Annotated in this window: 14 protein-coding genes; 11 read left to right on the forward strand and 3 right to left on the reverse strand. The window is 41.3% G+C overall.

Annotated elements, in window-relative coordinates:
• Positions 1–5: 5 nt before the first annotated feature.
• Positions 6–2,465, reverse strand: coding sequence for a TonB-dependent receptor (locus PBAL39_RS13310; RefSeq protein ID WP_157274019.1), 2,460 nt, complete (start codon positions 2,463–2,465; stop codon positions 6–8).
• 629 nt (positions 2,466–3,094) lie between these two features.
• On the opposite strand from PBAL39_RS13310, the gene PBAL39_RS13315 reads away from it, so the two are divergent.
• Positions 3,095–4,684: a WG repeat-containing protein gene (locus PBAL39_RS13315; protein ID WP_198139820.1), complete on the forward strand. Its 1,590-nt coding sequence runs from the start codon at positions 3,095–3,097 to the stop codon at positions 4,682–4,684.
• A gap of 58 nt (positions 4,685–4,742) precedes the next feature.
• On the opposite strand, the gene PBAL39_RS13320 is transcribed toward PBAL39_RS13315, so the two are convergent.
• Complete coding sequence (locus PBAL39_RS13320; RefSeq protein WP_157274021.1) at positions 4,743–5,462, reverse strand: YoaK family protein; 720 nt, start codon at positions 5,460–5,462, stop codon at positions 4,743–4,745.
• Between the two features lie 279 nt (positions 5,463–5,741).
• On the opposite strand from PBAL39_RS13320, the gene PBAL39_RS13325 reads away from it, so the two are divergent.
• The 3 genes from PBAL39_RS13325 (at position 5,742) to PBAL39_RS13335 (ending at position 7,320) form a co-directional block, all read left to right on the forward strand.
• Positions 5,742–6,302 (forward strand): AraC family transcriptional regulator, encoded by a 561-nt coding sequence (locus PBAL39_RS13325; RefSeq protein ID WP_008242270.1) that lies wholly within the window; start codon positions 5,742–5,744, stop codon positions 6,300–6,302.
• A 79-nt stretch (positions 6,303–6,381) separates the two neighbouring features.
• Entirely contained in the window at positions 6,382–6,741 is a 360-nt protein-coding gene (locus PBAL39_RS13330; protein ID WP_008242271.1) for a cupin domain-containing protein, read from the forward strand.
• Positions 6,742–7,026: 285 nt separating this feature from the next.
• The gene (locus tag PBAL39_RS13335) at positions 7,027–7,320 is read left to right on the forward strand and encodes a hypothetical protein (protein ID WP_008242272.1); all 294 of its coding nucleotides are present in this window, start codon (positions 7,027–7,029) and stop codon (positions 7,318–7,320) included.
• 112 nt (positions 7,321–7,432) lie between these two features.
• On the opposite strand, the gene PBAL39_RS13340 is transcribed toward PBAL39_RS13335, so the two are convergent.
• A complete protein-coding gene (locus tag PBAL39_RS13340; RefSeq protein ID WP_008242273.1) occupies positions 7,433–8,092 on the reverse strand; it encodes a DUF6266 family protein in 660 nt (219 codons plus the stop codon).
• Positions 8,093–8,420: 328 nt separating this feature from the next.
• Here PBAL39_RS13340 and PBAL39_RS13345 point away from each other — a divergent pair, with 328 nt between their 5' ends.
• The 7 genes from PBAL39_RS13345 to PBAL39_RS13380 all read left to right on the forward strand — a co-directional run bounded on the left by PBAL39_RS13345 (position 8,421) and on the right by PBAL39_RS13380 (position 13,948).
• Positions 8,421–9,011 carry a Crp/Fnr family transcriptional regulator gene (locus PBAL39_RS13345; protein ID WP_008242274.1) on the forward strand — a complete coding sequence of 197 codons (591 nt, stop codon included), beginning with the start codon at positions 8,421–8,423 and terminating at the stop codon, positions 9,009–9,011.
• A 90-nt stretch (positions 9,012–9,101) separates the two neighbouring features.
• Complete coding sequence (locus tag PBAL39_RS13350) at positions 9,102–9,854, forward strand: SDR family NAD(P)-dependent oxidoreductase (RefSeq protein ID WP_008242275.1); 753 nt, start codon at positions 9,102–9,104, stop codon at positions 9,852–9,854.
• A gap of 357 nt (positions 9,855–10,211) precedes the next feature.
• Positions 10,212–10,577, forward strand: coding sequence for an SDR family NAD(P)-dependent oxidoreductase (locus PBAL39_RS13360; protein WP_008242277.1), 366 nt, complete (start codon positions 10,212–10,214; stop codon positions 10,575–10,577).
• A 211-nt stretch (positions 10,578–10,788) separates the two neighbouring features.
• Positions 10,789–11,223, forward strand: coding sequence for a LexA family transcriptional regulator (locus PBAL39_RS24690; protein WP_008242278.1), 435 nt, complete (start codon positions 10,789–10,791; stop codon positions 11,221–11,223).
• Positions 11,207–12,460: a Y-family DNA polymerase gene (locus PBAL39_RS13370; RefSeq protein ID WP_008242281.1), complete on the forward strand. Its 1,254-nt coding sequence runs from the start codon at positions 11,207–11,209 to the stop codon at positions 12,458–12,460. The genes PBAL39_RS24690 and PBAL39_RS13370 overlap by 17 nt, the downstream gene beginning before the upstream one ends.
• Positions 12,461–12,530: 70 nt before the next feature.
• A complete protein-coding gene (locus PBAL39_RS13375; protein WP_008242282.1) occupies positions 12,531–13,142 on the forward strand; it encodes an SOS response-associated peptidase family protein in 612 nt (203 codons plus the stop codon).
• Between the two features lie 116 nt (positions 13,143–13,258).
• The gene (locus PBAL39_RS13380; protein WP_008242284.1) at positions 13,259–13,948 is read left to right on the forward strand and encodes a hypothetical protein; all 690 of its coding nucleotides are present in this window, start codon (positions 13,259–13,261) and stop codon (positions 13,946–13,948) included.
• Positions 13,949–14,135: the final 187 nt, after the last annotated feature.

Here is a 14,135-nt window from a genome sequence, read left to right on the forward strand (position 1 = left end):
ATATATTACTTGTTTATGAAATAGCGAAGTTTGACAAAAAATGACCGGCCTGGTTTCTGCAAACGGTAATTATCGAAAAGGTCATTATCGGTTAAATTACGGCCTTCCAGTGACACCGTATATTTGCCCTTGGCCATCGCATAATCTGCACTCAGGTCATGGGATGTTTGACGGGGAATGATGTCCTGGTTATTAAGCCCAAGGTGTTCCAACGTACGGTAGTATTTTTCAACGAAATTAAGAGCGTAGTTTACACTCAGCGTATTGTGTTGAATGCCTAGGTCGTTAAATTTAGTACCCAGATTTACATTACCAAAGAAATATGGAATATTAGGTACCTTGTAACCATACCCCAGGTTTCTGGTTACCACTGTCCCACCCAGGTTTGTATTTGAATTAAATTCGGTTCTGTCTGTTATATTTTGATAGGTGGCATTGACACTGGCGAAGATTCTATTTTTCCAGGTATACCGGACCTCAGCCTCCCCACCTGTTGTGGTAACCTTTCCAACATTAATATACCTATTGCCTACCGGTGCTAGTCTGGCCTGATCTACCCTGATGTAGTCTTCCGCTTTGCGATAGATAAAATTACCTTCCACATCCAGTCTGCTTTCATCTGGGAGAGGTTGACTGAAAAGAGCTCCCAGGTTGAAGTTATGGCTGCGCTCTGGTTTTATCGCGGAATTGGCAAGATAGTAAAGCCCATCCCCAAGAAATTCCGATGCTTCCGGAAGACGGTAAGCCCGCTCATAAGATGCCTTCACCTGCAAACGCGGTAAAAGATAATAGGCAGAGGCCATCCCATAACCCACATATTGTTTGTTCTGAGATATAGGCTGGTAATCAGCCTGCGTAGTTGTCGATACATTTTCAAACGATTCTCCGTGAAGGAGATATAACTTGCTGAAAGCAGTAGCGGTAAACCCTTGGTAATTCGCCTGCCACGCCAGTCCCATATTCTGTTTACGCAGACTTTGTGTAAGGTTAAAAGTATAATTATCAGGATCTTCCACGTCACTTGATTTTCTATCAAAACTGGTCAGGACGTAGTTGTAAGATAAAGAATGATGTTCATTGAGCTGATAAGAAAGGTTGGCTGTAACCAGCCCGTCATTGTCACGGTTTTTCAATTGCGTACGCCTCAGCTCCGCTGCTTCCTTATAAACGGATTCCTGTAACCAGTTGTATCTTAGCGCTGTAGTGTCAATAAAATTATTTCTGGTCATGTTGTATGCCGCATACACACTTGCCGTCAACCCTTCAGTAAAAAGGTTCGCCTTCTTATATTTTAAGGTCGGGATAAAAGAATGGCTATTCGCCGTCCGCGCACCAAAAACCTGGTCCATGGTTACACCGGTCTGTATATCTCTTTCGTTGCCAGCGGCAATGATGCCAATCAATAATTTGTCGGCAAAAGATTTACCGGTCAAACCGGCTTCTACCTGTCCACCGACAGAAGAATAATTGTCATGAAATCTTTCCACCTCCTGGATTGGCCCAGCGATACCAGTTGAGAGGTTTACCGGTGCTACATCAACCTTATAATTGTTATCCGAGTAATTGAAGAAGGTATTTGCCCTTAAGGTAAAACCAGATTTTTTATCCGTATAAGCACCAACAACAGAGGCTTTATGGGTATTAAAAGATCCATAACCATAAGAAACATCCAGAAACTGGGGATTATCCCTGGTTACCAGGTTCACCGCACCACCTAAGGCATCTCCGCCGAGGGTAACCGGTAACACGCCCTTATACACTTCCACACGCTCGACCATAGTTGTTGGCAGGTTGTTTAGCGTTAAAGAAGAACCAAAATTATCCATGGGGATACCATCAAGGAAGAATTTCACCTGTTTCCCGCTGAAACCGTTCAGGGAGAAACTGAAACCCGATCCAAGTCCCCCATCCTCGCGTACACGCACGCCCGGCAGGCGGTTGAGTACTTGATTTAGATCGGCAGAACTATTATATAGCCTTTTGGCATCGACAATATCAACATTAAAACCCTGATCTTTGATCTTTTTAGCTTCGGTTTTACCAGCCACAGTCACTTGGTTCAATGATTGTTCATCTGGTAGCAGCTTCCAGTCTAAAGACTTTTGCTCCCCTTTTGCCAGGACGACCTTCTTATACTGAGTAACGTAACCTACAGACCGCAGGAAGATTTCATAACTCCCCTCTTTCTCTAACGAGATCGTATACCTTCCATCCTTGTTTGTTTCTGCCGAAATGTTCGGGCCTTTAACGAATAAGGTAACGTGAGACATTGGCACTCCTGATTCATCAATCACCTGACCCCTGATCACCGGACGTTGCTGTGAACTAATGACAACTGGTCCAATATTATATCTTGTATCAACGTGAGCAACTGAGACTTCAGCATGAACTGCGGAGGAATTAACGATTGATCCGAAGATCACCAAAGTCCGCAATGATAGGCGGATCAACGATTTAATTTTCAAAGCTTAGTTATTTTATAATCTTCCCGGCTATCACTATAGCATTGTATAGCTTCATTAGCGTTCGCAAATATATCTATTTAGAATCATTTTCAATAGCTTATTCAATAATTAGTCTAAATAAGACGCCTAGACATTTTTATATACACGTAAGTTTCATTAATATAGCGCTTGACTGGAAGCGAAAATCTCAGAAGGTCTCCTACCGTCAGGCTTATCCATAGCAGGCAATGGCAGGATTTTTGAAGCATGTCGGAAAAGCAAAAATGAAGTATAACTTAACGCTTGTTCTCTTTATTGCAGGTTTATTTTTGAATTCCTGCGGCGGACAAAGTCCTGAAAAAACCAGGCAGGCAAAAGAGTATATCGCTTCTCTACAAGCGATGAAGCTTGGTGACCTTAAAGATCAATTAAAAAAAGATACCGTCCTGCTCAACAAGTTGATCAAAACCGCCACCTTTACTATGCAGCTGACATCACACTTTTCATCTGGTCAAAAAAGTGGTGTGCAAAAATCAGAGCCTGAATTCATCCTCAACAACAATGTATCGAAGATTACTGAGGCTTTTAAAGATTATTCCAGACAATTGTATTTTAATCAGGATTTTAACGAAAGCTACCAGGAGGATAAATTGAAGTTATATGCTGCAAATAGATTTGAATTCGAAAGCGGGTATAATGATCATAAAGAAGGGGATAGCCTATTTAAGCCCTTTGAGCAATCAATAGAAACGGTTGAAAAAGGCTACTTTTTCAAAGGCAAGAAACTCGCAGGAAAAGACATTGGACTCAAGCGTATTGATAGCATAGAAACCGAAATCAGCTTAAAACTCCCTTTAGAATTTGAAAAATTCAGCATTGAGAAATCACAAAAAATTAAACAATATAAAAATCAAACGATTGAAGTCGAATCAATTGAAGACAACATAGTCAAACTAAAAATACCAGTTGAGATTTACAGCGCTATTATTGGGTATCAGGGTTATAATGATCAGAATTTCAGGATGAACAGCAACGCTTTAAGCTCGACCCCAATTCTTGAAATCAGGAAAGATGTTAAAAGCAACTTAAAGAATCTACTGGATATCTTTTCAGCTGTGCTTAAAACCAATGATGCAAATGAAGCCAAACAGATACTAACTAAGATCAATCAGAACCAGTTAACGGCGAGGCACCATATGGCGGAATTTAACAGCTACTTTTCCGGTTTAACTGAGAAACGAATTAAAGAACTTGGCGATATACCTTTCTACGAAGAGATCGCGGAGAAAGGGAAAAACGTTATTGCCGCTGAAAATGAATTTGTATTCGTAGAATTTCCAGATGACATAAAAAAGATTGAAGTTTTTGTAGCCACAAAATTTAATGACCTTCGTCAGACCAACATGGTAAAGTTCAACAACCATCGCTCAACGCCGAAATACTTCGATGTAAATCAACCGAATATCATTTATAACACATACGAAAAAGGTAAGGGTATAACATATGGAGTGTCCAATAAAGATGGCGAGAAAATTATACCTGCAAAGTTCGACAACCTCCAGCAAGCTGGAAACGATTATTTTATCATCGATGATCAACTACAGTGGTTAGATATGGCTGGAAAAAAAATGGTTGCCTTGCCACAGTATCAGAATTATTTACAAACCTTAAAGCCTGGGTACGATGTTTTCGAAAAATCGATTGAGGATGCACCGGCAGTTGGCGTGGTATTGAATCGTACTAAAGTGATTTTGCCTTTTGAGTACCATGGTTTTGACAAATATGGAACATTTATCATTGCGCATAAAAACTCCGATGTTGATGAGCTATATGATCTAAACTTTAAGCGGCTGCCCAACCATGGAATAAAAAGTATACAGACCATTAACGAGTTTATCGCATCTGAGACCAAATACCCATTGCTTTTCGTTGCCGAAGACGACAAAAGAAAGAAAGCTTTAACAGATAAAAACCTGAAGTTGTTAACGCCATTTAAATATGAATTTATAAGTCCATTTTTTGAAATAAAAGATCATTACATCGCAGGCATCCGCACACCCGATGGCAGTAGTTACTATTACGGGCTGATCGATCAAAACGGCAAAGAAGTGGTTCCTTTTATCTTTGAAAACATTAATGACGAACTGGACAAGTCAGGAAAACTGAAATACCGCCTGAAAAATAAAGCTCAAGCTGCCCCGCTTGAGGTCTTTCTGAAAACCTATGGAAAGAAGAGCTGATGCTTCAGATTAATTGAAGCACAGCATCTGCTCCTCTACATTTAAAGCGAAAATTCCGCTAGCGGAATTTTCGCTTCAGACTGTAATAACGAAACAGAAGTCTGTCGTACCATAATGCAAACAATAAAAGCGCACCAGGAAGCAATAATGTCTTTAATGCAAAATGGCGGTAGCAAATGCCCCCAATGATCCCGCCCAGGAAGAAAAACCCAATGATCATTAATTTTAAAAACAGACTCCTTCGCAACGTCCGTTGATCCTCTTTGTCACGGTAAAAAAACAACTGTGAAAGCTCAATTCCCAAATCTGTAAAAAGTCCGGTGAGGTGCGTTGTCCTTACCACCGATTGTGACACCCTTGTAACCAGGGCATTCTGAAGCCCCATCGCAAAAAGCAGTCCTGCGGGGATGAACATCAAATGAACCAATTGTTCATTCTTCATTTGAACAGGACTTAGACTGATGGATATCAATATGAATATTTCAATTAAAATCGGAATGATATACGCATTATAAGGCTTGTTCCTGGCACCCCATTCTACGAATAGCCCGGAAACAAAGGAACCCAACAGGAAAAAGATGATATAGGATAAATACACTAAAGAAGTGCTGTAATTCTCCAGAAAAAGCTGTTCTGAGAAGTACGCGAAATGACCGGTAACATTGGTCGTCAAAGTACCTACTCCTAAAACTCCGCTAATGTTTACAAGACCTGCAACTCCGGATAAAATGGACGCTAACCTGAGATTATGGGAATACGTACCTGCTTTCCCCCTGATGCCTAAACATGTTGAATTGTTTGATGCAAATTTACATCATTTTAGGATGCCTATTTGTACAATTAATGGTATTCCAATGTCATATATAGCAGGAAAGATGTTTATTTTTTTTGTAAATTGCTTAAACAACATGCTATACATAATAAATAAATGTTATAACTTTTTTTTACATTTGAATAAGGGAACAGCCACGACATCTTCACGTTTTCTTCAACCTGTATAGCAGCAATCGTAGGTCAACACCTGATAACAGACAAACATGTAACCAATTAGAAGACGATGAAGTTGCTAATCAAGAATATGGTAAGCCTGCGCTGCAAAATGATAGTCAAGTCAGAGTTGACAAACATGGGCCTGCATTTCACTGTCGTTGAACTTGGTGAAGTAGAGATTCTGGAAGACCTGAGCAATCAGCAATATCAACAACTTCAGTCTGTATTACAAACCTATGGACTTGAGCTCATGGAAGATAAGAAGAGCATCCTGATTGAAAAAATAAAAAACATTATTGTCGAGATGGTACACTATAATGAGATTCCGATTAAAGTCAATTTCTCAGATTATCTCAGCTCCAAACTCAACTACGAATACAATTACTTATCCAATCTTTTCTCAGAATTTAAAGGAACCACCATTGAGCAGTTTATCATTGCACATAAGATAGAACGCGCGAAAGAACTAATGATCTACGATAAACTCACCCTGACCCAAATCGCGAACCAACTCGATTACAGCAGTGTATCCCACCTTTCCAGGCAATTTAAAAAAGTAACAGGGTTGACTCCCTCCTTTTTCAAACAAATGAAGGATAAGCGGTTAAAGGCCAGAGAAGATTTGTAAGTATAAAATATGATTAATTCATACCATTCTACAACTTTTAATCAGCACCTTTGCAAACGGCATTATCCGAACACATCATATGCAAGACAACAATTTTAAAGCTGAGCTGGAGAAATCAAAAGCGCATATCATCGTTGAGATCATCGAATATATACCAAATGCTGTACTAAGCAGGACCATCATAAAAAAAGCCAGTGGGAATGTAACCGTTTCTTCTTTCGACGCTGGCGAGGAGCTGGAGGAAAAAAGTTCGCCATTTGACAATTTTATCCAGATCATTGACGGAACAGCAGATTTGTTAATTAAAGGAGAGCGTTTCAAACTGTCTCTCGGACAGGGAATTATCATTCCTGCTCACGCCCTCCACTCATTCAATGCCTCGCAGCAGTTTAAAATGATTTCCACCGTGATCAAGAGCGGCTACGAAGATCAACTCTAAGTTACCTTTTCTTTCAATTTCTGTAAATTATACAACTTTTTTGTGATTTTATGCAAAGATCTCAGCGTGATAAATGTGGAGCTTTACGTAAAAATAAGGGACATAACCAGGCAGATTTGTCTAACAATGCTTTTGGCGAGTTGGGGCTCAATAAAAGGAACATCAATTCGACATAATTAAGCAAAAAGCGGTTAGCAGTTAATTGACGAGTTATTACGCCATATCAAAACTGAGAAAAAATATGACATTCCTTGTGATTGATGAATATACTCAAAATTCCTAATTATGATTGAGAACTTGGAAATGCCCGAATCAAGCGAGGATCGACTACCCTTAGGCATAGACGACATTGTTACACCAATTCAAGCTCAGCAACTCCTTATCGATGCAGTCCGGATCATGTGCAAAAGCGGCACGCATAGATTCATGGTTTTTGAAGGTACTGAAGTGCTTGGCACGCTATCCGCTAGTGAAATATCCAAATTCCTCTATCATAATAAACAAAAAGACCTCATCGCGCATAAATTGTGTTATACGATGGAAAGCTTCCTTTCACTAACAAGAAGAAAGCTTTATTAATTGACTCCCAGGGCCCGGCGACTCTTGTATTCATAACAAAAGATTTAAGTGTAAGGTTCGATTTGAAGAGGTAAGCTGGCAGCACAGTGCTGCACTGCCAGTTTACCGGTGTTTAGGCCTGCAGTTTAATTAAGCCCAGATAGGTGGTTGCAGAAAGCTCCTGTCCATCTGCCGAAACAAAGAACACCCAACCGTGGATGTCCGACTCGGCGAACAGCCTTGGTAATGTTGCGGTGACTGTTTCTGTAGACCTTGTCACATCCGGTGCAAGGATATACATGTCCCTCGTTGGGCTGTAAAACAAAAACTTCGCAACATCAGTTCCATTGGTTTTGTCTACATCACCAGCTTGGATATTAGTCCAGTCTATCTTTACCTTGTAGAGCGGTAAAGGTGTGACCACCTCTTCCATCATCATTTGCAACCAGAGGTACCTGTTTTCATCCGTCCATTTGACTTTAGCATAATCGATTTTAAAGTCAGGATAGGCACCCATCACCGCGTGCTCGTCATGGTACTGGAAAGCCTTGTTGTAAGGCGTTAGTTTGCCAGTATTTTCCTGGTATCCGATTTTGAAAATCCCCTGAGCTTTGGTAATAAAGCTTGTGATTACTTTAAACCTGGCCTGCTGAACCAGTTGTTTAAGTGTTTTAGGTTTTGTGGACTTGCGGGGCTTGGCCCTCATCGTATCCTGACCTCTTACCCTGGCACCGACTACCGGTCCAGTTTTACCGGAGAACCCTCCGATCGCTCCATGTTCAATAATTGACATAGTCTTAAAATTTAATTGTTAATAAATCTGTTCATTCAAGTTCTTCAAACCAGATGTTTCTCCGAACTCGTTGAACGAATGTAGAAACATAAAATATAACAAACTAATAATCAGATGATAACTGCGGAAGACTACGGAAGATTGCGTCGCTATTGCGGTACATTGCACCATCACGCTCCTGGAATTTCAGCTAATTCAATCGTTGGCATGGTATCGTTAACATCATCACAAAAACTATGCACATTATGATTTATATTTGTGATGGCTTCACTCAAGCAATTTTCCATAATTTATGAAGTAATTTTTTTTGAACTTTTACCATATTTTAATGACCGCCAATTTCGAAGCACTTTATAATTACACCGAACACCTTTCAGGTATCACGTTGTCAGCGGATGAAAAAAAGATCTTCTATACACATTTCAAACCAAAAAAGCTTCGGAAGCGACAGTACTTTTTGCAAGAGGGAGATGTATGTAAATACACTGGCTTTATCACCAAAGGCGCAGCAAAGACATTTACAGTAGATGAAAAAGGAAATGAGCATATTCTCAGACTGAGTGTCGAAGACTGGTGGCTGGCCGACTTTGAGAGCTTTTATAAGTTAACACCAAGCCGCTACAACATAGAAGCACTTGAAGACATGGAGATTTTACAGATCACCAACGCGGTGGTTGAGGAATATATAAAGCCTATCCCATCTTTTGCAGCCATGCAAAACGTGCTCAGCCAGAATAACACCATAGCTGCCCAAAAGAGAATGCAATCATCCATCAGCCGGACCGGAGAAGAACGCTTCCATGAATTTATCCACGATTTTCCGCACTTCCTACAGCGGTTCCCGCAAAACCTGATTGCTTCATACCTGGGTTTAACACCGGAAAGTCTGAGCCGGATACGAAAGAATTCCTTAAAATAGATTGATCATTGGTAAGCGTATTTAATGACTTTTGGTAAGATTTAGCCACCCGGCAAGCTACATCTTTGGAGTAAATAAATACAAAAGATCATGAGTAAATTAAAGAACAAAGTAGCCGTAATTACAGGTGGAAACAGCGGCATCGGGTTTGGCATCGCGGAAGCATTCAAAAATGCGGGTGCTTCGGGAGCTATTGTGGGTAGAAATCAGGAAACCTTGAAGCGGGCTGCATCTCAGTTGGGAGACGGGTTCATTGCGATCAATGGGGATGTAACCAATCCTGGCGACCTGGAGCGCATGATGAGAAATACATCCGAGCAATTTGGTAAAATAGATATTTTAGTGGCCAATGCTGGTGCAGGAACGACAGGCACAGTTGCCGACATAAGTGAATCAGACTACGATAAGACAATGGATCTTAACCTTAAAAGCGTTTATTTCACTGTCCAAAAAGCCCTACCATATATGGCGGATGGAAGCTCCATCATTCTTATTGGTTCAAATGCTGCACATCGGGCTTATCCATCATTTGGCCTTTATGGCGCTGCAAAAGCTGCTGTTATATTTTTGGCAAAAAGCTTTTCAAATGATCTGCTAGACAGAAAGATCAGGGTAAATGTCATCACGCCAGGTACCACAGATACACCAGCCTTCGATAAGTTCGTTCCGGCCGAACAAATCGAAGCGCTGAAAACACACTTTGCAGGTACGATGCCGATTGGCCGGATTGGCCAACCATCTGACATAGGCAAAACGGCCGTTTTCCTGGCTTCCGACGATTCTTCTTTCCTACTTGGAGCTGAACTGCTTGTTGATGGTGGTATGACTTATCTGGCTAAATAATTTTTCAACATCAGCGAGTATGGAAGCTAAATTTACAGCTTCCATACTCCTGCTATTATAGCGCCTGTCGCCAGGAAACATGATTTATGTGGTATTTAATTTTTTTATTTAAAAACTTTAGTGTTAATTACCCTAACATGTTTGATGTATTCGCCAGATATTTACAGGATAAAGCTGACCTAACGGAAGAGGAACTGCAGCAGATACAGCAGGTTTGTATTTTCAAGAGACTTCGTAAACAGCAATACTTACTACAAGAGGGAGATATAAATCATCATGTTTGTTATATCATGAAGGGCTGCTTACGCAATTACTGGGTGAGTGAAGATGGCTTAGAGCATATACTTAAGTTCGGCATTGAGAATTGGTAATGTCATCAACATCAGCTCTGGTGCAAGCAAAATGCCGCTGCCTGCTGCTTCGTTATATTCCGCCAGCAAGGCTGCACTGGATGCGATTACCATTTCTTTGTCTAAAGAATTGGGTTCAAGGAACGTTCGCGTGAATTCCATACTACCCGGCGCGACCGAAACGGAAGGTGCGACGAGTGCAGGTGTAACCGCAGGGAGTTATTATGAAAAGATGTTTATTGCCAATACCCCTCTTGGCCGCAGAGGCCAGCCAAATGATATTGCAAAAGCTGCTGTATTCCTGGCATCTGATGATGCGGCTTGGATCACAGGAGAACAAATTTCAGTTAGCGGCGGCATGTATGGCTTTTAGATAACGAAATTCATCATCATTTCTTGGTTACTAAAAACTCCCTTTTCTTCGAGAAGAGGGAGTTTTTAGTACACGTTGCCCGCAGACTTTAAGTAGCCGCTAATAAGTAGCTCTATCTGTATTCATTCCTAAATTGTTTGCGAATTATACTAAAAATATTAGCAAAACACACCCTGCGTTACCTATCTTTGAAAACTCAATTATCAATTGTATGCTAAAGTTCAGGAAGCACCGTCAGAAGAGAGATGTATTAGGGTTCAGACTTCCCATGTTAACACACGAGGAACCGGATCTGGATGTTTCAGAAATCATTGTCATAGATCCCGACAATACATTTTATATGAGAATGGGTAGTGAGGCCATGACCGGCTATCACATACTTAAAGACCATATCCTGGTGATCGACCGGACGCTAAAGCCGGTGCCCGGTAGCATTGTTGTCTTTTTTCACGAAGGCGAATTTTATACCCGGCAATATATGCCAGAGCATAGCAAATTGATACTTAAAGCCCAAACTGAAGAACAAAGTGTGACTATAGAAGATGGTGAATCATGGAGTTGCTGGGGTGTAGTCACTTTAACACTTAATCCGGTTCTCCAGCCAGCACATAAGATAGGGAGGTACACCCGTGTTTGCGCATGTTGACATCAATAACTGCTATGTAAGCTGTGAAAGGCTGTTCCGCCCGGAGCTGGAACGCCGCGTCGTTGTGGTATTGAGTAACAACGATGGCTGCGTGATTGCCCGGAGCAACGAGGCAAAAGCGATCGGCATCAAGATGGCCGATGCCGAATTTATAGTGCGCGAAAGGTTAAAAGAAAGTAATGCAGTCATCTTTAGCAGCAATTATGCGCTGTATGCGGATATGAGCGCCCGGCTGATGAATAATCTGGCAAGGTATACCTATACGCTGATGGTCTATAGCATAGATGAGGCTTTCATGGCCTTGGGTAATATTAAAGGCATTGACCTTAGTCAGCATGCAGCAACCATCAGCAATAATGTTTTTCGTGACACCGGATTGCCAATTACTGTAGGTGTGGGTCCTACCCTCTCCTTGGCTAAGCTGGCCAATAAAGCCGCCAAAAAGCAAGGTCGTAATTTTATGGTGTTAGATACGGAAGAAAAAATCAATGCAATGGTGCAAACCTTTCCGATTGAAGATGTCTGGGGAATTGGTATGGCTTACTATAACAAGCTAAGGGAAATCAATATCCAAACCGCCCATGATTTCAGATCGCTCAAAGCGGATTTTGTGCGAAAGCAAATGACTGTTCAAGGATGGCGGCTACATCAGGAACTTTGGGGGATTCCATGCAATGTGATCAAAGATGTGGCAGAGCGCTCAAAAGGCATAGAATCCAGTCAGAGTTTCAACACTTACCAAACTACCCTCGAAAAGGTGGAAGAAGCTGTAGCCATGCATGCTGGCACAGTAGCTTTAAAATTGAGACAACAAAAAAGCATGGCACTGAACCTCACCGTTTATCTGCGTACCAATAAACACAATGTAAAGCATGACCAGTATTACCCCAGCCTCACCGTAAAAATTCCTTTCGCCGCCAATAGTGTGCATGAACTAACCCAGGTATGCGTGCAGGCATTACGGGCAATCTGGCAACCGGGTTACAATTACCTGAAGACAGGCGTGCGTGCAACAGGGATCATACCGGAAGGTGAAGTACAGAATAATCTTTTCAATGAATATGACAATAGCCGCAAGCAGGAGATTTCTAAACTGCTGGACCAGATCAATGATCGTTATGGTAGAGGGACGCTGAGGCTAGGTGTGGAGGGATTTGACAAAACCTGGAAAATGAAACAGGATTATCTCAGCAGACAGTATACGACCAATTGGGCAGAAATCATTGTTACGCGATAAGTAACAAGCTGCCAGCAATTTGTATATTTTTACTAAAATTATTAGCTTTACGTATTAAATCTTTTTAGCTATGTGTGGACACGTTGAAATTGGAGAACAAAAGGATATTAAAATCATCAAACGCGATGGCGGTTCCTACACCGCAAAAAATAACTCAGCAGGCAATCCAGGCTCTATGCTGCCTGTCGTAACAGATGCCCTTCCCGATAAAGTGCAGCAATACCGCTGGGGACTGCTGTCTATTGACGACGACAAGATCCATAGCAAAAACAGACATGCCCGTATCGAATCCTTATTCTTGGCTCCTCTGTGGCAGGATTTGATTGGCAGGAAACACTGCGTAGTACGAATTCAGGCTTTTTTTGAATATAATAAGGAACAGGAACGAAGCTACCGGATCGAGCGCAAGGACGGTCAGCCCTTTTACATTGCTGGTTTATGGGACATTTGGTTCGACATCAAAACAGGTATACTCCTCCCTACCTTTACCATGATCACCATGCCGCCAAATTCGGCCATGTCAGCAATCCATGATCGGATGCCCGCGATACTTGAACGTACTGATGTGAAGAAATGGATCAATGGCAGCTACACTGGAGTACAGCGTGTGGCATGGCTTCGTGCTAATCCATGCTCATCCGATCAGTTAAAAATCAGTATTCATAAAGATAATAAATCATAAAGGCGCTGGATTGTACTGACAAACTGCACCAGCCGCTGTTACATTGCCAATTCGGTAGTCCGATGCTGGTGTTTTTTAATACTACGAGTATTCATCAAGTACTTTAACTTTGTGTGATGAAAACGAAAATATCAATTGTCGTAACGTTGCTATTCATTGTTATCGGCTGCACTGCCGACACTGAGCCATCAACTAAAACAACTAAAGGTCACGATGCAATGCGACCGGCAATTAATCAGCCTGATAAGGTGCAAGCACAGGCAAAAGAATATCCTCCCCATCCCTACTTACTCGACTCATTGCCGCTGAATACCATACTTATAAATGGAAACAGTCCGCAGTTAACAATCCATCAGTTTTATAAAATCTATCCCAGACAGAGCAATGTTAAAAAATCAGTTTGGGAATGTGGTAGCCCTTTCGATAGTATAGATAGAGATTGGATGATCAAGACTTATGGCCCATACGACCAGCAACACGGCACATTCAAAAACTACGATGGTCAAATCACCACAATGTCCGTAAATACAGCAGAATACGCTACCAATGGGCACATGGTGTTGTTAGTCAATGCAGCATCAGCAAGTAATACGGTGATCATTCCATCCCATCGGATCAAATTAAATTCACAAACCAAAACTGCCGAGTTCGAGAAGCTCTTTCCTAATGTCCGTCCGGAACAAACCGGAGATACTAGCGTCGTCAGATACCGCATTCCCATAAAGCATGACTATGATGATGCCTTTCTTTTCTATTTTAAAGATGGTAAATTTGATCACATTGATCTATGGTTCTTGCTGTGCTAAACTTATTTACAACGTTTGCCTTGACCTCCTGGTACCAAAAGTCTTTGATAAATTTAATCTGAAACGGATTTTAGTGCTTCATTAAATTTCTGCAGATGTCGTGAGATATGTATTGTGTTGTATTCAAAATGCCAAATATTTATGATGAAAGATTCACAAATCAACTTTGTTTACAATATCTGATTGT

The sequence above is a fragment of the Pedobacter sp. BAL39 genome (assembly GCF_000170795.1).
GTDB lineage: Bacteria > Bacteroidota > Bacteroidia > Sphingobacteriales > Sphingobacteriaceae > Pedobacter.